At 71.5% G+C, this 20868-nt stretch carries 20 protein-coding genes; 10 read left to right on the forward strand and 10 right to left on the reverse strand.

What is annotated here, in order from left to right:
• Positions 1-9 precede the first annotated feature (9 nt).
• Positions 10-201 (forward strand): DUF2795 domain-containing protein, encoded by a 192-nt coding sequence (locus AW274_RS15310; RefSeq protein WP_062431690.1) that lies wholly within the window; start codon positions 10-12, stop codon positions 199-201.
• A 46-nt stretch (positions 202-247) separates the two neighbouring features.
• Positions 248-628: a VOC family protein gene (locus AW274_RS15315; RefSeq protein WP_083974309.1), complete on the forward strand. Its 381-nt coding sequence runs from the start codon at positions 248-250 to the stop codon at positions 626-628.
• Positions 629-632: 4 nt separating this feature from the next.
• Here the strand turns inward: AW274_RS15315 and AW274_RS15320 are convergent, their stop codons facing one another.
• From AW274_RS15320 to AW274_RS15350, 7 genes are read right to left on the reverse strand one after another with little or no spacing between them, the layout of a single operon-like run.
• Positions 633-2327, reverse strand: coding sequence for an ABC transporter ATP-binding protein (locus AW274_RS15320; RefSeq protein WP_062431692.1), 1695 nt, complete (start codon positions 2325-2327; stop codon positions 633-635).
• Entirely contained in the window at positions 2324-4030 is a 1707-nt protein-coding gene (locus tag AW274_RS15325) for an ABC transporter ATP-binding protein (RefSeq protein WP_063813294.1), read from the reverse strand. The genes AW274_RS15320 and AW274_RS15325 overlap by 4 nt, the downstream gene beginning before the upstream one ends.
• A complete protein-coding gene (locus AW274_RS15330; protein WP_062431696.1) occupies positions 4027-4767 on the reverse strand; it encodes an ABC transporter ATP-binding protein in 741 nt (246 codons plus the stop codon). The genes AW274_RS15325 and AW274_RS15330 overlap by 4 nt, the downstream gene beginning before the upstream one ends.
• Positions 4764-5828 carry a FecCD family ABC transporter permease gene (locus AW274_RS15335; protein ID WP_083974200.1) on the reverse strand — a complete coding sequence of 355 codons (1065 nt, stop codon included), beginning with the start codon at positions 5826-5828 and terminating at the stop codon, positions 4764-4766. The genes AW274_RS15330 and AW274_RS15335 overlap by 4 nt, the downstream gene beginning before the upstream one ends.
• 31 nt (positions 5829-5859) lie before the next feature.
• Complete coding sequence (locus AW274_RS15340) at positions 5860-6846, reverse strand: ABC transporter substrate-binding protein (protein ID WP_062431698.1); 987 nt, start codon at positions 6844-6846, stop codon at positions 5860-5862.
• On the reverse strand, positions 6843-7847 hold the full coding sequence (locus AW274_RS15345; RefSeq protein ID WP_062431699.1) for an LLM class flavin-dependent oxidoreductase: 1005 nt from the start codon (positions 7845-7847) through the stop codon (positions 6843-6845). Before AW274_RS15345 ends, AW274_RS15340 begins: the two co-directional genes overlap by 4 nt.
• A gap of 10 nt (positions 7848-7857) precedes the next feature.
• Complete coding sequence (locus tag AW274_RS15350; protein ID WP_157520208.1) at positions 7858-9768, reverse strand: YcaO-like family protein; 1911 nt, start codon at positions 9766-9768, stop codon at positions 7858-7860.
• A gap of 314 nt (positions 9769-10082) precedes the next feature.
• Here AW274_RS15350 and AW274_RS40300 point away from each other — a divergent pair, with 314 nt between their 5' ends.
• The 7 genes from AW274_RS40300 to helR all read left to right on the forward strand — a co-directional run bounded on the left by AW274_RS40300 (position 10083) and on the right by helR (position 18150).
• The gene (locus AW274_RS40300; protein ID WP_198169186.1) at positions 10083-10586 is read left to right on the forward strand and encodes a GNAT family N-acetyltransferase; all 504 of its coding nucleotides are present in this window, start codon (positions 10083-10085) and stop codon (positions 10584-10586) included.
• 63 nt (positions 10587-10649) lie between these two features.
• Complete coding sequence (locus AW274_RS15360) at positions 10650-11249, forward strand: superoxide dismutase (RefSeq protein ID WP_083974208.1); 600 nt, start codon at positions 10650-10652, stop codon at positions 11247-11249.
• A gap of 173 nt (positions 11250-11422) precedes the next feature.
• Positions 11423-12061: an HD domain-containing protein gene (locus tag AW274_RS15365; protein ID WP_062431705.1), complete on the forward strand. Its 639-nt coding sequence runs from the start codon at positions 11423-11425 to the stop codon at positions 12059-12061.
• Positions 12061-12972 carry an NADP-dependent oxidoreductase gene (locus AW274_RS15370; RefSeq protein ID WP_062432074.1) on the forward strand — a complete coding sequence of 304 codons (912 nt, stop codon included), beginning with the start codon at positions 12061-12063 and terminating at the stop codon, positions 12970-12972. Before AW274_RS15365 ends, AW274_RS15370 begins: the two co-directional genes overlap by 1 nt.
• Before the next feature lie 89 nt (positions 12973-13061).
• Positions 13062-14279 carry a serine hydrolase domain-containing protein gene (locus tag AW274_RS15375; RefSeq protein ID WP_062431707.1) on the forward strand — a complete coding sequence of 406 codons (1218 nt, stop codon included), beginning with the start codon at positions 13062-13064 and terminating at the stop codon, positions 14277-14279.
• Positions 14280-14573: 294 nt separating this feature from the next.
• Positions 14574-15905 carry a sensor histidine kinase gene (locus AW274_RS15380; protein ID WP_062431709.1) on the forward strand — a complete coding sequence of 444 codons (1332 nt, stop codon included), beginning with the start codon at positions 14574-14576 and terminating at the stop codon, positions 15903-15905.
• A 112-nt stretch (positions 15906-16017) separates the two neighbouring features.
• Positions 16018-18150, forward strand: a complete 2133-nt coding sequence (gene helR / locus AW274_RS15385; RefSeq protein ID WP_062431711.1) for an RNA polymerase recycling motor ATPase HelR — start codon at positions 16018-16020, stop codon at positions 18148-18150.
• Here helR and AW274_RS15390 read toward each other — a convergent pair.
• Entirely contained in the window at positions 18140-19204 is a 1065-nt protein-coding gene (locus AW274_RS15390; protein WP_062431712.1) for a hypothetical protein, read from the reverse strand. The two genes, helR and AW274_RS15390, sit on opposite strands and share 11 nt — an antisense overlap.
• A 43-nt stretch (positions 19205-19247) precedes the next feature.
• The gene (locus tag AW274_RS15395) at positions 19248-20096 is read right to left on the reverse strand and encodes a class II glutamine amidotransferase (protein WP_062431714.1); all 849 of its coding nucleotides are present in this window, start codon (positions 20094-20096) and stop codon (positions 19248-19250) included.
• Positions 20097-20266: 170 nt separating this feature from the next.
• Between AW274_RS15395 and AW274_RS15400 the strand changes: the two genes are divergently transcribed.
• The gene (locus AW274_RS15400; protein WP_062431716.1) at positions 20267-20599 is read left to right on the forward strand and encodes a helix-turn-helix domain-containing protein; all 333 of its coding nucleotides are present in this window, start codon (positions 20267-20269) and stop codon (positions 20597-20599) included.
• 57 nt (positions 20600-20656) lie between these two features.
• On the opposite strand, the gene AW274_RS41275 is transcribed toward AW274_RS15400, so the two are convergent.
• Positions 20657-20868, reverse strand: a 212-nt coding sequence (locus AW274_RS41275) for a hypothetical protein (protein WP_198169187.1), incomplete at its 5' end; no start/stop codon positions are given.

Genomic DNA, 20868 nt, shown 5'->3' on the forward strand with positions numbered 1-20868 from the left:
TCCAGGGACGTGAACGACCGCAGCGAACTGGCCAGATACATCAGCGGGACGCACGTGTTCCCGGCCGATCGTGAGGCCCTGATGAAGCAGGCCCAGGCCGAGAACGCGCCCGACACCGTCCTGGCCCTGCTCCGCGCGATCCCCGACCGCACCTACGACAACCTCCAGGACGTCGCCGAGCAGCTGGGCCTGACGAGCTAGCACGCCGACCCCGCAGGTACCGAGATCGAGATACGTGGTGAGCGCCGTGACGAGCCGATTAGCGCAATGGACCCTCGACGTGATCGACAGCCGGAAGATGGCCCTGTTCTGGTCGCGGGCACTGGGCTACGAGATCGAGCACGACGGCGGCAGCCCGCATCTGCTGCCTCCGCCCGACGCCCCGCCCGGTTCGCCGACGGTCTGGCTCCAGGAGACGGGCGAGCCCAAGGCCGGCAAGAACCGCAACCACCCCGACCTCCACGTTCCCGACGGAGAGGTCGACGACGAGGTCGAGCGCCTGATCGGGCTGGGGGCCACGCCGGTCGACGTCGGCCAGAAGGGCGATGAGGGGTTCGTCGTGCTGGCCGACCCCGAGGGCAACGAGTTCTGCCTGCTCTACCGGAGGCATCCCCAGCAAGCCGGGTGACCCCTCACCGCACGTCCGCCACCTGGCCGGCCAGCAGCCGTCGATAGGCGTCGTCTTCCAGCAGGTCGTCGTGGGTGCCGCGGGCGATCGTGCGGCCGTCCGCCAGCATGACGACACGGTCGGCGGTGCGGATCGTCGAGAGGCGGTGCGCGATGACCAGCGTCGTGCGGCCTTCTCGCGCCTGCCGCATCGCCTGGTTGACCTCCTGCTCGCTCTCGGCGTCGAGGTTGGAGACGGCCTCGTCCATGATGAGGATCGGGGCGTCCTTGAGCAGGGCGCGGGCGATGGCGATGCGCTGGCGCTGGCCTCCTGACAGGCGGGCGCCGAGTTCGCCGGGCACGGTGTCGTAGCCGTCGGGCAGGCCGGTGATGAACTCGTCGGCCAGGGCCGCCTTCGCCGCCGCGACGACCTCGGCGTCGGTGGCCTGCGGGCGGCCCAGGCGGATGTTGTCCTTCAGGGGGACGTTGAACAGGTAGACGTCCTGGGGGACCAGGGTGATCAGGCTCCGCAGGTGGTCTTGGGGCAGGTCGCGGAGGTCGTGGCCGCCGATGGTGATCGTGCCGTCGGCGACGTCCCAGAAGCGCATGAGCAGGCTGGCGCAGGTCGACTTGCCGGCGCCCGAGTGGCCGACCAGGGCGACGGTCTCGCCCGGCTCGACGGCGAACGTCGCGTCGGTCACGGCGTCGGGGAGCGCGGGGGCGTACCGGAACCTGACCCGGTCGAAGACCACCCGCGGCACGACCTCACCGGAGAAGGACGTGACGCGGTCGCGGACCGGCGGTTCGGTGTCGAGGATCGTCATGATGCGCCGCCCGGCGGCCACCACCTGGTTGACGTCGCGGGCCACGTCGGTGACCGCGATGACCGGGGCGAACGTGGTGGCGGCCAGCACCACCGCGACCGGGAACAGCGCCGGGTCGAGGGAGCCGCCGCTGACCAGGAGCGCGGCGGTGACGAGGACGGCGAGCAGGCCGATCACGGTCAGCGCGTTGGTGACGCCGTGTTCGAGGCCGGAGCGGCGGGCGTGGGCGAGTTTGGCCCGCAGCAGCCTGCCCTCCAGGCCGCCGAGACGGGGGGTCGCGCCGAAGGTGACGAGTTCGCGCAGGCCCTGGAGGGTGTCGACGGCTTCGGCGTTGAGTTCGCCGACCTGGGCGCGCAGTTCCTCGCCCTGCGACTCGGCCCTGCGCCGCAACCATGACGGCACGGTGGCCAGCAGGATCAGTGCGGGCGCCAGCGCGAGGGCGAGGGCCGGGTCGAAGGTGCCGAGCGCGGTGAGCGCGGCCACCGGCACGGTCGCGGCGCTGACCAGTGGGCTGAGGGTGTGGGCGAACCACAACTCCAGTTGCTCCACGTCGGAGATGGCCGCCGCGCCCAGGTCGCCCGACCGGCGTTCGAGCAGGTAGCCGGGGGCCAGCCGCTCGAAGGCGGCGTAGACGCGGCCGCGGATGTCGGCCAGCACCCGGAAGGCGGCCACGTGGGCGAGGTAGGACTCCAGCCACGGCGTGACGCCGACGAACGGCAGCAGCACGCCCAGCAGGATCAGGCCGCCGGTGAACTCCTGGCCGGTGATGGCCCGGCTGACCACCCACGCGCCGGTTCCGGCGGAGGCCAGGACGACGAGGTGGTGGGCGATGCCGCTGAGGACGGCGGCGATCAGCAGCGGGCGGTGGCGGCCGATCAGGGCGAGGAACCGGGTCATCGGGCTGCTCCTTCCTGGGCGGCGACCAGGCGGGCGTAGGCGCCGCGCCGGGTCAGCAGGTCGTCGTGGTGGCCGGACTCGACGACCTGGCCGGCGTCCATGACGATCACCCGGTCGGCGTTCCGCACCGTGGACAGGCGGTGGGCGATCATCAGGGTGGTCCGGCCGCCGGTGAGGGTGTCGAGGGCCTGCTGGATGGCGGCCTCGTTGGCGGCGTCGACGCTGGAGGTGGCCTCGTCGAGGACGAGGATCGGGGCGTCCTTGAGCAGGGCGCGGGCGATGGCGATGCGCTGGCGTTCGCCGCCCGACAGCTTCAGGCCGCGTTCGCCGACGATCGTGTCGTAGCCCTGGGGGAGCGCGGTGATGAACTCGTGCGCCCGCGCGGCGACGGCCGCGTCGGTGATCTGGGCTTCGGTGGCGTCGGGGCGGCCGAGGGCGAGGTTGTGCCGGACGGTGCCGTGGAACAGGTAGGTGTCCTGGGAGACCACGGCCACCAGGGAACGCAGCCGGTCGAGCGGCAGGTCGCGGACGTCGACGTCGCTGACGCTGATCCGGCCCTCAGTGGTGTCGAAGAAGCGCAGCAGCAGCGCCGCCACCGTGGTCTTGCCCGCGCCCGAGCGGCCGACCAGGGCGACGCGTTCGCCGGGAGCCACGTCGAGGGTGAAGCCGGTCAGGGCGGGGCGGTCGCGGTCGCGGTAGGTGAAGGTGACGCCGGTGAAGGACAGGGACACGGGCCCGGCCACCGACGCCGTCCCCGCTTCCTGTACGGGCTCGTCGAGCACCTCCAGCACGGCCCGCAGCGACGGGACCGCGTTGTAGCTGGAGTGGTAGGCCCCCTCCAGGTCGCGCAGCGGGCGGAAACACTCGGCGGTCAGCATCAGGATCAGCAGCAGCTCGGTGACCGTGATCTCCCCGGCCGTCAGGCGATACGCGCCGACCCCGATCGCGACGGCGGTGCCGGTGGCGATGACGAAGGCGACGCCGCCGACGTACAGGACGACCACGGCCATCAGGCGGATGGAGTCGGTGCAGAACCTCTCGGCCAGCGCGGCGAGTTCGGCGCCCCGGCGGCGGCCGGCGTTGAACGCCTTCAGGGTGACCATGCCCTGGAGGGCGTCGAGGTTCTCGGCGTACAGGCTCTTGTAGGCGGTGAACCACGCCTTGTTGCGGTCGGCGAGCACCTTCTCGGAGACCAGCGGCAGCACCGGCAGCAGGATCGAGCACGCCAGCACGACCAGGCCCACGACGACGTCGAGGGTGAACAGGTAGGCGGTCACGGCGACCGCGCCGACGACGGCCGCGATCACCTGGGGCAGGAACCGGCCGACGTAGGCGTCGGCGGTCTCGATGCCGTCGACCAGGCTGGTCTGGGTCGATCCGGTCCGGCCGCGCTGGGTCCATCCCGGGCCGAGCACCAGGAGTTTGGCGACCAGGCGTTCCCGCAGGTCGGCCTTGACCAGCCCGGAGGTGCGCAGCGCCGCCGTCTCCTTCACGGCCAGGGCCACGCTGCGGACCACCTGGAGGCCGGCGATGCCGGCCAGCGGCCATCCGATGGCGGCGAAGCCGTCACCGGCGAAGATCGACGCCAGCGCGTGGGCGACGAGGACGCCCTGGAGGACGTAGGTGGCGGTGACGGTCAGCAGGATCGCCACCAGGCCGGCCAGCCTGAGGCGCACCGCCGGGGTCAGCAATCGCCCGATCATGTCTCCTCCTTGAGGCGTTCGAAGGCGAACTGGGTACGGGGCACCGCGCGCACGCCGAACACCCGCGCGATGACCTCGGGGGTGAGCTCGTCGGCGACGATGCGGCCGGTGTCCATCACGTAGACCCGGTCGGCGAACTCGGCGGCGTGGTTGAGGTCGTGCAGCGCGGCCAGCGTCGTCAGCCCCAGGTCGCGGACCAGGTGGAGCACGTCGAGCTGGTGGCGGATGTCGAGGTGGTTGGTGGGCTCGTCGAGCAGCAGCAGGCGGCTCTCCTGGGCCAGCGCGCGGGCGATCAGGACTCGCTGCTTCTCCCCGCCCGACAGGGTGACGAAGGACCGGTTCGCCAGCCCGCTCAGGGAGACGCGTTCGAGCGCTTCGGCGCAGCGTCGCAGGTCGTCGCCGGTGGTGCGGGAGAGCGGGCGTTTGTGCGGGGTGCGGCCCATGAGCACGACGTCGTCGACGGTGAAGTCGAGGTCGGCCGGGGACTCCTGGGCGACGACCGCGATCCGGCGGGCGGTCTCCCGATGGGTGAGCTTCCGCAGGTCCTCCTCGTCGAGCGAGATCAGCCCGGCCGCCGGCCGCAGGGCCCGGTAGACCGCCCGCAGCAGGGTCGACTTGCCGCAGCCGTTCGGCCCGACCAGGGCGGCGAACGTGCCCGGTTCCACGACGAGGCCGGCTTCCCGGACGATCGGGGCGCCCTCGATGGTGACGGCAACTCCGTCCAGCACCAGTCTCATGCCCGCCTCCGCAGCAGCCACAGGAAGAAGGGCGCGCCGAAGACGGCGGTGACGATGGTCAGCGCGAGCTCCTGCGGGGCGTCGACGGTCCGGGCCGCGATGTCGACGAGCTGGAGGAAGGCCGCCCCGAGCAGCGCCGAGACGGGCAGCACCCGGCGGTGGTCGGCCCCGACGAGCAGCCGGGCGGCGTGCGGCACCATCAGGCCGACGAACGCGATCGCCCCGCTCGTGGCGACCATGACGCCGACCAGCAGCGAGGTCAGCACGAACAGCTGGAGCCGGAACGCGCCCACGTTCACCCCGAGCGAGGTCGCGGTGTCCTCCCCGGCGGCCAGCGCGTTCAGCGGCCGGTGCTGGATCAGCAGGTAGGTGACTCCGGCGCCCAGGACCACGGCCGGGATCGGCAGCATCTCCCACCGGGCCCCGCCCAGCGACCCGAGCAGCCAGAACAGCACCTGCTGGGCGGCTCTCCCGCTCTGGGCCTGCTGGAGGATGTAGGAGTAGATCGCCTGGAACAGGAAGTGCAGCGCCACCCCGGCCAGCACCAGCCGTGCGGGGGTCAGCCTGCCGCCGCGCTGCGCCAGCACGTACACCAGGACCATCCCCAGGAGCGCCCCGCCGAACGCGGCGGCCGAGAGCGACAGCCCGCCCAGCGTCGAGGCGCCGAGCACGAACACGGCGACCGCGCCGAGCGAGGCGCCCGAGGAGATGCCGAGCAGGAACGGGTCGGCCAGCGGATTGCGTACCAGCGCCTGGAGGACCGCGCCGACCACCGACAGACCCGCGCCGACCAGAAGCGCGAGCAGCGCCCGGGGGAGCCGGAAGTCCCAGACGATCTGCTCCTGGACCGGTGTCCAGGTCACGGCGACCGAGCCGGGGAACAGACGGTCGGCGACGATGCCCCAGCACTCGGCCAGGCCGACGGGCACCGCGCCGATGCTGACCGCCAGCCACGTGGAGACCACCACAGCCGCGGCGAGCAGGCCGAGGACCAGCCCGAAGGTGCTCTTCCTCCGGAAGCCGCCGGAGACCTGCGCCGAGGCCGTGTCCACCACGGTCACGGCCGGTCCCCGAAGTAGTCGCGCGGCCCGGTCATCGAGCGAAGGCGTCGGGGTGCAGGAACTTGGCGATCTCGACGACGGCCAGGATGTTCCGGTACCCGGGGTGAGCGGCGGCGGCGGGGATCGGCAGGACGCGCCGGGCTTGGGCGGCGGGGCTGTTCTTCGCCACCCCGAGCACGTCAGAGGCCTTCGTGTCCGCGGTCGCCGCCGCCTTGCCGTCGTAGACGACGTAGTCGAGCACCAGCAGCGCCTCCGGGTTCGAGGCCGCGACCTGTTCGACGCTGAACTCCGAGTAGTCGGCCCGGGTCGCCGCCAGTACGTTCTCGCCGCCGGCCTTGGCGATCATCTGGTTCATCAGGCCCGCGCCGCCGTAGGCGGTGACCGGGCCGGTGCCGCCGTCGGTGGCCAGCACCTTCACCTTCGGGCGGCCCGCGATCCGCTTCTCGACGTCGGCGAGCTGCGCCTGGAGGTCGGCGATCAGTTTCTCGGCCCGGTCCTGGACGCCGAAGACGATGCCGAGGTTGCGCAGGTCGGTGAAGGTCTGCTCGACCGTCGACTTCAAGGTCTCCTCGGGGCTGCACCAGTTGCCCAGGATGAACACGGGCGCACCGGCGGCCTGGAGCTCGTCGACGGTCGCGTAGCCGCCGGCGGCGTCGAAGCTGCTCTGCCCGTTGTCGATGACGAAGTCGGCGCCCTGGGCGAGCATGACCTCCTTCTGCGGCAGCATGATCGTCGGGGAGATCTGCGTGATCGTGTCGTAGGCGGCCTTCTGGCCCGGCAGGAAGCCGTCGGGGCCGTTCTCCTCGAAGGCGGTCCGGCCGACGATCCGGTCCTGGAGGCCGAGGGCGAGCAGGGTCTCCAGCGACGGCTGGTAGCCGGTCACGACCTTGGCGGGCGGCTGGTCGAAGGTGAGGGTCCGGCCGCAGTTCTGTACCGAGATGGCCTTCGGCGCGACCGGTGCGGCGGGGGCGTGCCCGCACGCGGTCAGCAGCAGGGCCAGGACGAGGAGCCGTTTCACGCCGCGGCCTCGCAGACCACGTCGAGCAGCGCCTTGTCGCGGGTGATGAGCGCGAGCGTGGTCACCCGCGACTCCTGCCACGCCGCGACCCGGTCGCGGATGTAGCCGGCCGGCCCGAGCAGGGCGACCTCGTCGAGTAACCGGTCGGGGACGGCGGCGACGGCCTCGGCCCGCCTCTTCTCACGGTGGTGTTCGCGGATCACGTGTGCTTCCTTCTCGAACCCGAGCGCGCAGGCGAGCTCGTGGTACGTGTTGCGGACGCCCGGGATGTCCGGGCCGATGTAGGCGGCGTAGAGGGGGCGCAGCTCGTCCCGGGCCTTCGCCCGGTCGTCGGTGATCGCCCCGTGCGTGATGACGGTGATGTCGATCCGCGCACGACCCGAGGCTTTGAGGCCCTCGTCGAGTGGGGCGGTCATGACCTTCTCCCGCTCCGGGGAGTAGAAGCCGGGCAGCCACCCGTCGGCGATCTCCCCGGCCAGCCGGGTCATGCCCGGCCCGATCCCGGCGACGTAGGTCGGGATGACGGTGCGGACGGGGTCGAGCAGGGCCTTGACCGGCCGGGACCGGTCGGAGAAGGGCAGCCGGTAGTACTCGCCCTCGTAGGACACCCGCTCGTCGCAGGCGACCGCTCTGCGCAGGACCTCGACGTACTCGCGCATCCGGGCGACCGGCCTGCCGAAGGGCACGCCGTGCCAGCCCTCGACGATCCACGGCACCGACACGCCCAGCCCGAGCAGCAGGCGGCCCTCCGAGAGGATGTCGAGGGTCAGGGCGGTCATCGCGGTGTTGGCCGGGGTGCGCCCGGCGAGCTGGAGGATGCCGGTGCCGAGCTTGATGTTCTCGGTGCGGGCGGCCAGGTAGGCGAGGATCGTCACGCCGTCGGCGCCGTACTCCTCGACGCTCCACACCGAGTCGACGCCGATGCGGTCGGCGTGCTCGACCAGGGGCAGCAGCTCCGAGATCGGTTCTCCGTGGTAGCCGAGGGCCAGGCCCACACGCATGTCGCAGCTCCTAGGCGAGAGGGAGGGGATCGAGCACGACCGACCGCCCCAGGCGGGTGCCGCCGAGGAAGGGGAAGGCGGCCGGGGCGTTGCCGTACAGGCCCGGGACCACGACCCGCACCACCCGCAGACCGGTGCCCTCGATGTCCGGTGTGGTCAGGTCGACGGAGATCGCCCGGGGTTCGGGCAGCGGCTCGGGCAGCTCGATCTTCTCCGGATGCCGGAGCCGGTCGAGCAGCGCGCCCTGCATGCAGGGGTCGAGGTAGAGCTGGAGGTTCAGCTCCAGGTCGGTCAGGTCGTGCCAGTCGGCGCGGAAGTCGTCGCGGTAGGCGCGGCCGGGCCGGAACGGCCGGTAGGGATGGTCGGCCGTCTCATAGGTCGCCGGATCGAGCAGCCCGAGGCTGTTGGTGTAGGACACGCAGGCTTCGGTGAACGCCTTGGCCGCCGCCTCGCCCTCCGTCGCCCGGCAGGCCGCGCCGAAGCCGACGACACGCCGGGAGACGTCCTCGACGAACGCGCCGACGACGACGCGCCCGAAGTCGGAGGGGATGCGGAGCAGCCGGACCGTGAGCCCCAGCGCCTCGGCGGCGCCGGTCGCGGCGACCAGTTCGGCGGGCCCGTCGGGCCGCACCTCCCCGGCCGGGTCGCCGCGCATCCACCAGGTGGTCAGCGCGTCCCGCTCGTAGAGCTCGTTCAGCGCCGACACCTCGGCCGCCGCGCGTCCCTCTCCCGCCGCGATGCCCGCGCTCATCTGAAAGTTCGTGTACGGCTCCCGCCGGCGGTTGAGCAGCACGAGCGCACTGGGCACGTACACCGCAGACCCGGTGCCGAGATCCCGGCCGACCGACCAGTCCTGCACGAGCTCCCGGGTCATCGGCACGAAGGGGAAGCCCTTCGCCGCGTACTGCGCGGCGGAGTAGAGGGCGAACTCGCGGGGATCCACCGCGTCCGGCAGGTCGCGCCAGGCGGCCCGGACCGTCTCCCGGGGCGGCGCGTTGCCGCAGTACCGCTCGACCGCCTCCCCGATCGCGGCGGCCCGCGCCCGCGCCGGGTCTTCCAGCGCCGCGCCGCCCGCCACCCGATCGGCCGGCCACGGCGCGAAGGCCCGGGTGTCGGCCACGTAGGCCCGGTAGACGACGCACGACGGCACGGCGCTCGGTTCCCGCACCACCTTGGTGATGACGCCGAGCCGGGGGTCGACGAGCGTGCTCCCCGAGGGCGTCGTGAGCGACAACACCGGATGGCGCGTCAGCTCGTTGCCGGCGGGGTCGAACTCGTACTGGCAGGCCGGCGCGGCGCGCCCGGACAACACCGCGAGCACGTCGGCGGCCATCAACCCGGCGAGCACCGCCACCCCGCCCGCCGACGGCCACGGCACCGGCGGGGCCGGCCCGGCGTCCAGGTAGGCCCAATGGGCGAGCAGCTCCCCGGGCAGCCCCGAGGCGGCCAGCCGCCGCGCCCGCACGTCGGCGTAGGGCACCCCGCACGGCCCGGCGAAGAACCGCAGCCCCTCGGCGTGACACCGATGCCAGGGCACGCCCCTTTCCGAACACCACCGGTCGAGGGCCAGCCATTCGGCGTCCGGCAACCAGCCCGCGCAGGCGACCACCACGTCGGGTGCGCCGCCGAGAGGCCCGCGTACCACCCATGGTCGTAAGAGCCGCTCCACCTGGTCGGCGACGGGGCCCTCGCCCACCAGGTGGACGACGCCGGCCGGTTCGGCTTCGGCCTGGGCGACCAGCAGTCCGCGCTCCTCGAAGGCGCGCAGGAGTTCCTCGTCGTCGGGCAGCTCACCCCGGGCCAGGGCGCGCATCGGCTCGTCCGGCGCGCTCACCCGGGACACCCGGCCGTCGGGTGCCTGGTGCCGCCACACCCCGTCGGGGCCGGGATACAGGTGGTGCCCAGGGGCGAGACGTGACAACGCGCGCAACCTCCGTGGCCGGGGGTGCGGGAGGCCGCTTGCGACCGCAGCCTCCCGCAGGGGACTACTCGGCGTCGTCCTCGTTCCAGGCGAACGCCTCGTCCACGGCGGGCGTGTGCGCGCGAACGCAGACGCTCGACTCGGCCAGCTCTTCGAACGTGGGATGTGCCATGGGCCGTCCTCCTTCGGAGTTGCTTGCCGTTCATTCGCAGATGCGAACGATTCGCAACATAAGTCGGCACGATGGGCGGGTCAATCCCTTGTTGCTCATATCACGTTGTTGCGAAAGACTTGCAATAAGGGGAGGAGGGGCTGTGCTGGCAGGTCGACCGGTCATCGCCCCTGTGCCGGTGGCCGGCCTGGGGTCGCTACTGCCGTCCATCGCCGACGTGGGGGGAGCCGTGTTCACCCGGGCCCCCTGGCGCGAACCACCGGCGCAGGCCCGCAGCGTGGCCGCACGCCTGCTGGCCGACAGCGTGCGGCCCGGTTTCGTGCTCGCCGCGGCCTTCGCCGGCGACGAACTGGTCGGCTTCGGCTACGGCCGGCGCTGCTCGTCCCTGGCGGCCCTGCTCCACCGGCCCTGCGGCGCGGACTTCGTCCTGAAGGAGCTGTGCGTGCTGCCCTCCTGCCACGGGCTGGGCATCGGCGGCGCTCTCCACGACGCCGTGGTGGCCTGGGCCGATCACGGCCCGCGCTGGCTGGTCACCCACTCCAGGGCCACCGCCGCCGTCGGCCTCTACCGGCAGCGCGGCTGGCAGACCGTCGCGCTCCATCCCGCGGGCGGCCAACGGCTGATCATGCGGCTGTCACCGCCGTGATCACACCCCTTATTGTGTACACATCGCTGTTGCGATCAATATGCAACTGAGGAGGTTGGGCAAGTGGGCCAGTACACCCTTCCGGACATGCCTTACGACTACGCGGCCTTGGAGCCGGCGATCACGGGCGAGATCCTGGAGTTGCACCACAGCAAGCACCACGCGGCCTACGTGAAGGGCGCCAACGACACGTTGGACCGGCTCGCGGAAGTCCGCGACAAGGGCGACTTCAGCGGCCTGGTCGGCCTGGAGAAGACCTACGCGTTCAACCTGTCGGGCCACGTGCTGCACACGATCTTCTGGCAGAACCTCTCCCCGGACGGCGGCGACCGCCCCGACGGCGAGCTGGGCGACTCGATCGTGGAGCACTTCGGCTCGTTCGAGGCCTTCCAGAAGCAGCTCACCACCGCGACCGCGACCGTCCAGGGCTCGGGCTGGGGCGTGCTGGCCTGGGAGCCGCTGGGCCGCCGCCTGATCGTCGAGCAGGTCTACGACCACCACGGCAACGTCGGCATGAGCTCGACCCCGCTGCTGGTCTTCGACGCGTGGGAGCACGCCTACTACCTGCAGTACAAGAACGTCCGGCCTGACTACGTCGAGAAGCTCTGGTCGCTGATCAACTGGAACGACGTGATCGCGCGCTTCGACGCCGCGCGCGCCTGAGACTCGCCGCGCCCGGGTGGGATCGAGTGGCTGCTTTCCCACCCGGACGCGGCGGCCGGTCAGCTCATGGATTTGTCGTGACGTGAGTGATTCGTGGCCGGATGAGGGCGGCGCCGGGAGGCGTCCGGCAGGCAGCATGGGACTCCGGGCACCTTCCGAAAGGCAGCGGGCACATGCCAGAGGCCATCGCGGGGCTGGAGATCCCTGAGACGACGGCGGTCGCGGAGGCGACCAAGATCGCTCAGGACATGACCGGTCCCCTCATCTTCCACCACTCCTGCCGGGTCTTCTTCTTCGGGCTGGCCCACGCCAACCGGCTCGGCTTGAAGCCCGATCCCGAGCTGCTCTACCTGGCGGCCATGTTCCACGACACCGGGCTCCGTACGCCCTTCTCCGCCGTCGAGCAGCGCTTCGAGGTCGACGGGGCCGACCACGCGCGGGCGTTCCTGGCCGAACGGGGCTTCTCCCCGGCCGCGGCCGATCTGGTCTGGACGGCCATCGCCCTGCACACCACGCCCGGCATCCCCGGCCGGATGGCCCCGGAGATCGCCGCCGTCCACCTCGGCGTGCTGACCGACGTGGTCGGCTTCGGGCTCGACGGGTTCGCCCACGGCCAGCTGAACGAGATCCTGGCCGCCCACCCCCGGGGGGACTTCAAGGACGCGTTCCTGCGCGAGTACGTCGACGGGCAGAAGGACCGCCCCGACACCACGGTCGGCACCGTCAACGCCGACGCGCTCGCGCACTTCGTGCCCGGATTCCGGCCCACGACCATGGTCGAGCGGGTCCTGAACTCCCCTTGGCCGAGCTGATGAGGGCGATCATCGCGCGGGAGCGCGGCGTGGGCGTCGGCGATCTTGTTTTGGAGGACCGGCCCTATCCCTACGCGGCCGAGAACGACGTCGTCGTCCGGGTGCACGCCGCCGGGTTCACCCCCGGGGAGCTCGAATGGCCGGGCACCTGGACCGACCGGGCCGGGCACGACCGGGCCCCGGCCATCCCCGGCCACGAGTTGTCCGGAGTGGTCGCCGAGCTCGGCTACGGCACCACCGGGCTCACCGTCGGGCAGCGGGTGTTCGGCCTGACCGACTGGGCCCGCGACGGGTCGCTGGCCGAGTTCACCGCCGTGGAGGCGCGCAACCTCGCGGCCCTCCCGGCCGGCATCGACCACACCGTGGCCGCCGCGCTGCCCATCTCGGGGCTGACCGCGTGGCAGGGGCTGTTCGACCACGCCCGGCTCACCACCGGCCAGACCGTGCTGATCACCGGCGCGGCGGGGGCGGTGGGCTCGATCGCGGTCCAGCTCGCCCGGGAGGCGGGCGCGGTCGTGATCGGCGCCGGGCGGGCCCGCGACCGGGAGGTCGTGCTCGATCTCGGCGCGCAGGACTTCGTCGATCTCGACACGAAGGACGTGCGGGAGGCCGGGGACGTGGACGTGGTCTTCGACGTGATCGGGGGAGAGGTCCTGGCCGGGGCGGCCGAGCTGGTGCGGCCGGGCGGCACGCTCGTCAGCGTCGCCATGCCCCCCGACGTACGGCCCAAGGACGGGCGGGCGCTCTTCTTCGTCGTCGAGCCCGACCGCGTCCGGCTGGCCGACCTGGCCCGGCGGGTGAGCGACGGGCGGTTGCGGCCGCTGGTGGGGGCGGTGCGCCCGCTGTCGGAGACGGCCGACGCGTGCGTCCGCACGTCGTCCGTGATCGGGAAGACGATCATCGTGCCCTGACGGCGGTGTCAGCGCCGCGACGGCCCCGTGTCAGCGCGGTCGGCGACCGTGATCCTCACGAACCGGACCACGGACGCGAGGAGAACACCATGAGCCGCTTCACCGAATCAGGGTTGCGCCGGCTGCACGGCGTGCTGGCCGGGCACGTCGAGTCGGGCCGGATCCCGGGGCTGGTCGCCCTGGTCGGCCGGGGCGACGACGTCCACGTCGAGACGCTCGGGACCATGCGCCACGACGGCGGGCCGCCGATGGCCCGGGACACGATCTTCCGGATGGCCTCGACGTCCAAGCCGGTGTCCATGGCGGCGGCGATGATCCTGCTCGACGAGTGCCGGTTGCGGCTCGACGACCCGGTCGACCCGTGGTTGCCCGAGCTGGCCGACCGGCGGGTGCTCACCCGTCCCGACGGCCCGCTCGACGACACCGTGCCGGCCCGGCGGCCGATCACCGTGCGCGACGTGCTGACCTCGACCTTCGGGCTGGGTATGGACCTGACCGCGCTCGGCTCGCCGATCATGAACGCGGTCTTCGGGCAGGGCCTCACGCCGAACCTGCCGGTCGAGATGCCCGAGCCGGACGAGTGGATGCGCCGCCTGGGCGGCCTGCCGCTCATGTACCAGCCGGGGGAGCGCTGGCAGTACCACATCAGCAACGACCTGCTCGGGGTGCTCGTCGCCCGGGTGACCGGCCAGTCGTTCGAGAGCTTCCTGCGCGAGCGCCTGTTCGACCCGCTGGGCATGCGGGACACCGGCTTCGACGTGCCCGCCGGCAAGATCGACCGGCTGCCGCCCCTCTACGCCCCCGACCCCGCGAGCGGCGAGTTCCACGTGTGGGACCCGGCCGAGGGCGGCCGCCACAGCAGCCCGCCGGCCTTCCAGGGCGGCGGCGGCGGGCTGGTGTCGACCGCGGACGACTACCACGCCTACTTCCGGATGTTGCTCAACGGCGGCGTCCACGAGGGCGAGCGCATCCTGTCGCGGCCCGCCGTCGAACTGATGACCACCAACCGGCTCACGCCGGAGCAGAACGCCGCCCGCGACACCCTGGCCAAGGACAACGTCCACGTGTCGTTCGGCCAGGGCCAGCACGGCGGCTGGGGCATGGGGATGGCGGTCCGGACGTACCGGGGCGACTACGCGCCGATCGGGCAGTTCGGCTGGGACGGCGGCAGCGGCACCTCCACCTACGCCGATCCGGCCAACGGGCTCGTCGGGATCCTGCTCTGCCAGGTCGGCATGTCGGTGCCCGATCCGGCCCGGCTCGTCCATGATTTTTGGACCAGCGTCTATCAAACGATCGAGAAGTAAAAGCTTTGCCCAACCGAAACCCCGCCAGGCGTCGGGCTTGGCGGGGTCAACCCCTCTCAGCAGGCATGACAGGTTTTGGCGAGGTGAACTGAGCGCCATAGACTCGGAAGCGGACAGGAGGCGTCCGCCCCTCCAGAGAATCGCCGTCGAGGTCTCGCGACTCCGGCCTCGGCCCGGACGCCTCTCGCACAAGCGGCGAGCCCGCGCGATCACCTGACACGACACCGGCCGACCTCCAACCGAGGCTCGACCGGCCTTTCGCGTCCCCTTACCGCGCGGCAGAGAGGCCCTTCGATGACGCGAGCGTTCCGAGTCCGGAGGACCGTGGCGACCGCCCTGGTGACGACCCTGGTGTGCGTCGGGGTCAGCGTGCTCTTCCTGCTCTTCGCAGGCTACAAGGAGATGGACAGTGTCCAGGCGCGGGCCACCATGACGTGGGGCCACGTGGTCCCGCTCATCCGGGAGGGCCCGCTGCCGAAGACGCTGGAGGACAACTCCGTCAACGCCGTGCAGGTCGTGGACGCCCACGGCCACGTCGTGGCGGCCACCCCGCAACTGGCCGGCAAGGGCCCGATGGCCAACTTCCACGCCGACCGGGCGAGCGTGCGCGCGGTCAGGACGTTGTGCCCGCCGGCCGGGCTGTCGGGCTGCGCGACCGTGTTGTCGTACAAGGTCTACCAGCCGGGCGGATTCTGGCTGCTCTACATGGCGCTGCCGGTGGTCGCCTGGTACGGCAGCGTGACCTCCATCATCACGGCCGTCGGGGTGTCGCTGCTGGTCATCTCGGTGCTGACCGCCTGGACCTTCCGCGACCTCACCAAGGCGCTGGCCCCCGTGAACGCCATCAGGTCGCGGATGGCCGAGATCACCGCCACCGGCCTCGACCGCCGGGTCCCGGTGTCGAACAAGTACGAGGAGATCCAGCTCCTCGCCGAGACGGTGAACGCCACCCTCGACCGGCTGGAGGTCGCCTATTCCCAGCTCCGCCGGTTCACCCAGGACGCCTCCCACGACCTGCGCAGCCCCATCACGGCCATGCGGGCCCAGCTGGAGGAGGCGCTGATGCACCCCGAGAGCACCGACTGGCCCACGATGAGCACCGAGGTGCTCGCCGGGGTCGAACGGCTCCAGGCGATCGTGACCGACCTGCTCACCCTGGCCCGGCTCGACGCCCGCGCCCCGCTCGACCGCGTGCCCGCCGACCTGGGCGACCTGGTCGGCGGGGAGCTGAAACGGCGGGCGTACCGGAAGGAGGTGGTCGCCGACCTGGCCAAGAACGTGCGGGTGCAGTGTGACCGCCTGCGCATCACCCGCGTGCTGGGCAACCTGCTCGACAACGCCGAACGCCACGCGACCTCGCGGATCACCGTACGGGTGCGGGCCGACGGGACGTGCGCCACCCTGGAGGTGATCGACGACGGGGCCGGGGTCGCGCCCGAGCACCGGGAGATCGTCTTCGACCGCTTCACCCGGCTCGACGCCTCACGGGCCCGCGACGCGGGCGGAACGGGGCTGGGCCTGGCCATCGCGCGGGAGATCGCCGAGGCGCACGGCGGAAGCCTGACGATTCAGGACAGCGAGCGGGGGGCACGGTTCGTGCTGAGGCTGCCCACGACCACGTCGTGAGCCCCTCCATTTTCAACCTATAGCGCACCCCCGGGCTTGCCACAAGCCCCCGGTCATGGCGCAGAATCGACCGGCCAAGCCCGCAATCTGCGAAATCCGGGGGACGCAGACCGTGAATCCACTGACCACCAGTGCGTTCGACCTGCCCGACCATCTGGCGCCCAAGGCCGACCCGGCCCTGATCGCCCGGGACGAGAAGCACTTCGCCGCCATCGCGGAGAGCCTCCACCGGTCGATCGCCGACCTGTCGGAACGCCTCGACGCCGAGCGCAGGGCCACGGGCGGGGCCGGGCGCGCGGCGTTCGACCGCGACCAGGAGGTGCACCGGCTGACCGCCCGCCTGCGGGCGCTGCGCCGGTTCGGCCTCGACCTGTGCCTCGGTCACATGGTCGGCGCCGACGACCAGGAGCCCGTCTACATCGGCCGTCTGGGCCTGACCGACAGTTCGGGGCGGCGGCTGCTGCTCGACTGGCGCTCGCCCGCCGCCGAACCCTTCTTCGGGGCCACCCACGCCAACCCCATGGGCCTGACGAGCCGCCGCCGTTACCGGTGGGCGGCCGGGCGCATCAACGACTACTGGGACGAGGTCTTCACCCAGGACGGCTTCGACGGCCACGCCGCCGCCCTCGACGACCAGTCGGCCTTCATCGCCAGCCTGGGCGGCAACCGCTCGGGCCGCATGCGCGACGTGCTGGGCACCATCCAGGCCGACCAGGACGCCATCATCCGCGCCTCGTCGCGGGGCGCGCTCGTCGTCGACGGCGGCCCCGGCACCGGCAAGACGGTGGTCGCCCTGCACCGGTCGGCCTACCTGCTCTACTCCGACCCGAGGCTCGGCCACCACCGGGGCGGCGTGCTCTTCGTGGGGCCCCACCAGCACTACCTGGCCTATGTGGCCGACGTGCTGCCGAGCCTGGGAGAGGAGGGGGTGCGGACCTGCACCCTGCGCGACCTCGTCAAGGAGGGCGCCGCCGCGCGGCCCGAGACCGACCCGGAGATCGCCCGGCTCAAGGCCGCGGCCGAGATGGTCACGGCCATCGAGCCCGCCGTGAAGTTCTACGAGAACCGTCCAGACAAGGGCATGGAGGTCACCGACGCGAAGATCTGGCTCAGCCCCGACGACTGGGCCGAGGCGTTCGACGCCCCCGACCCCGACACCCCCCACAACGAGGCGCGCGACGTCATCTGGCAGGAACTCCTCACGATCCTGACCGACAAGTACGAGGGCGACGCCTCCCGCGACATGGTCAGGCGCTCGCTGCTCCAGGATCGCGAGCTGGTCAGGACGTTCAACCGCGCCTGGCCGCTGATCGAGGCGGCCGACCTGGTCGGCGACCTGTGGACCGTCCCGGCCTACCTGCGCCTGTGCGCCCCCTGGTTGACGATCGAGCAGATCCGCCTCCTGCAACGCCCCGAGGCCCAGGCGTGGACGGTCTCCGACCTGCCGCTCCTCGACGCCGCCCGGCAGCGGCTCGGCGACCCCGAGGCGGCCGCGACCAAACGCCGCCAGCAGGCCGCCATCGCCCTCGAACGGGAGCGCACCGACCACGTCATCGACCGGCTGCTCGACACCGACGACGACGGCGAGGGCCTGATCACCATGTTCCACAACCAGGACATGCGCGACGCCCTGGTCGACGAGACGGTCGCGCCGGGCGTCGAACCCGACGTGCTGGCCGGTCCGTTCGCCCACGTCGTCGTCGACGAGGCGCAGGAGCTGACCGACGCCGAGTGGCAGATGCTGCTGCTGCGCTGCCCGTCGCGCAGCTTCACGATCGTCGGCGACCGCGCCCAGGCCCGCCACGGCTTCACCGAGACCTGGGAGGAGCGGCTGCGCCGGATCGGCCTCGACCGGGTCACCCTCGCCCAGCTCACGGTCAACTACCGCACCCCAGAAGAGATCATGGCCGAGGCCGAGCCGGTCATCCGCGCCGCGCTGCCCGACGCCAACGTGCCCACCTCGATCAGGACCGGCGGCGTGCCGGTGCGCCACGGCTCGGTGTCGGAGCTGTCGTCGATCCTCGACGCCTGGACCGGCGACGGCGTCGCCTGCGTGATCGGCGACCCGGCGTTCCGCCCGACCGCCCGGGTCAGGTCGCTCACCCCCGAGTTGTCGAAGGGCCTGGAGTTCGATCTGGTCGTGCTGGTCGACCCCGACAGGTTCGGCGAGGGCGTCGAAGGGGCCGTCGACCGGTACGTCGCCATGACTCGCGCCACCCAGCAGCTGGTGATCCTCACGAGCTGACGGGCTGGAGGACGGCGCGGAACTCGTAGGAGGTCGTGTCGGAGAAGGCGGTCGTCGTGACGGTCAGCTCGATCACCGGCTCGGCGCCGCTGCGGTCGAGCGAGCCGCCGACGGTGACCTTCGCCTGATCGGCCGCGCGCTCGCCCGACACCACGAAGACGGGCTCCGCGCCGCCGACCGTGCCCTCGACCGGGAACAGGTCGTCGCGGGAGTCGGCCGGCGCGTAGACGAAGTCGCCGCCGTCGCGGGCGTCGACCACGAAGATCGCACCCGCGATGCGCGCGCGGGCGCGGTCGAGATTGTCGGGGTCACCCTCGATCTGTTCGAGGGAGACCACGGTCTTCACCGAGTAGCGGGCGCCGGTGGCGTCGTGGTCTTCGGCGACCCCCGGCGTGGCCTCCACCGGGTCTTCGGGGGAGGAGATCAGCGCCTCGGGGTCGTCGGAGATCTGGGCGGCCTCGAACGTGGCGGTGAAGACCCCGCGCTCGGCCGTGCCGCCCGTCGTGTCGATCCCCTGGAGGTTGACGGTGCCCGTCACCGTGGCGCCGTCGGCCTGGAAACGCACCTCGCCCCGGTCGGGGGTGTACGCGGCGGCCGTGACGCCCGAGACGGCGTTGAAGAGGTTCATGCTCCGGGCGTGGTTGACCGGGGTCAGCACGGTCTGCTCGCCGTCGGTCGTGCGCTCGGCGTAGACGTCGTCGGCGCTGCCCTCGAAACAGCTCGCGTTGGACGCGAACCAGATCGCCCCCGGAGCCGGGGCCCCGGCCGGGTTGCCGACCCGGAGGCACCAGTCGGCCGGCTGCCGGACGCGTAACTCGCCCTGGCGGGTGAACGGGGAGCCGTTGGCGACGCTGCCTTCGAGGATCACCGTGTAGGTGCCGGACCCGAGAGGCGCGGTCTCCTGCCTCTCCTCGTCTGGGAGCAGTAGGTAAATCGTCGTGGCGCCCATGATCAGTAGAAGCGCGAGAACGATCCAAAGCCACGGCTGGTGCGGCGCGGTCCTGACGCTGACCCTGTTCTCGTCACCCGTGATGTTGATCTCGTATTTGCTCACGGGTGTCTCCGATTGTCGGCGTCAGCGGCAGGTTAATGGAGAATCACGCGCCGTGTTGTGAGGCCGCCGCTTCCGGACGCAGATCCCGCAACGTCATCTGATGGCGCGGCGGATCGGGCAGCACCACGTTTCTGTGGACGGCCGACCTGCCGTCGGAATGCAGGAGTTCGCCGGGTTCCATGAGCCGCCAGCCGGAATCGTCGTCCATCGGTTCACTGGCGACCACGACACAATTCCGGTCGGCCAGGTCGGCGCTTTCCACCCTGATTCTGCCGCCGGTCCCCTCATGGCAGAGAAGGCCGGGGCGGCGTTCCAGGACGTACAACTCATGGGTTTCCGGATAACGCAGCGCCCACATCTGCGAGGCCGAAATGAGAACGATGTTGAGCGCGTAGAGCGGGAGTTCGTCGGCGATCCAGCGGCTCGCCGACACGATGGCCGCGCTCACGTCGCCGCCGTTGGCGCGGATCTCCCGGGTGATGAGCGCGAAGACGCGTTCGGAGTCGGTGTCGCCCTTGACCAGGTTCCGGTCGGGCCCCAGCTCGGCCTCCAGCCGGTCGAGGCCCTCGACGACGCCGTTGTGCGCGAACAGCCGGTTGTCCTGCTTGAACGGGTGGGTGTTCTTGCGCTCCAGGCCGCCGGTCGAGGCGTAGCGGACGTGCGCGATGAAGGTCGCCGAGCACTCCTCCTTCGCCTCGTGGGCGAAGCGGCGGTCCGCGTAGGCGGCGATCGGGGCCTTGTGGGTGTGGGCCTCGCCGTGGTCGTAGAAGCCGAGCCCGGCGCCGTCGGGGTCGCGGTGGCTCTGGGCGGTCAGGGAGTCGGGGGCCTCCAGGAGCCAGAACGTGGCCTTGGTGCGGTGCGGGGCGGCGGACAACCCGAAGAGGCGGCACATGACGTGCTTATCCCCGTGGCCGCAAACCGGCACAGATCGGCACGGACAAGAGTTTGACCAGCTGCGATCATGGGTGCGGTCAAGCCGCCGCGGACGAGGCAATATACGGCGGCTATACAGCCGCGCCCTACGTTGGCCGTATGTCACGGATGACCTTGGATGATCACCTGATGGCACGCATCGTGGACTACATCGACCACCGCCTCGGGGACCCGGACCTCTGCCCGCCCACCATCGCCGCGGCGCACTACCTGTCGATTCGCGGGCTTTATCGCATGTTCGAAGCACGGGGATTGTCGGCGGCGCGGTACATCAGGTCGCGGCGGCTGGAGAAATGCCGCGACGAACTGGCTTCACCGGGGATGACGGGGGTGCCCGTGGGGACCATCGCGCAGCGATGGGGGTTCCGGTCGTGCTCGCACTTCTCACGGGTGTTCCTGGAGGAGTACGGGGTGTCCCCGGCGGCGTACCGGAAACGGGGAACAGAGAAGACGGCGGCCTGACACGGCTCGTTCCATGGAGACGAGCCAGTTGATGACCTGGATATCTTGCTGATGTTCTCAGGCTTCTGGCTCGTCCTTCTGGGCCAATCTCTCCCGATAGCGCGCAGCTTCTTCTTGTTGACCTAACGCGTTCTTGGTCGCGGCCATTCTCATCAGTGAGATTTCGAGGTCGCGTTGGGCTTGGGCGTTGGTGGGGTCGGCGGCGGCGAGTTTCTCGGCGATGTGCAGGTCGGCGGTGTAGTGCTGGTTGGCGGTGTCGAGGTCGCCTT

It is taken from the genome of Herbidospora daliensis (assembly GCF_001570585.1).
In the GTDB taxonomy this organism is placed as follows: Bacteria; Actinomycetota; Actinomycetes; order Streptosporangiales; family Streptosporangiaceae; genus Herbidospora; species Herbidospora daliensis.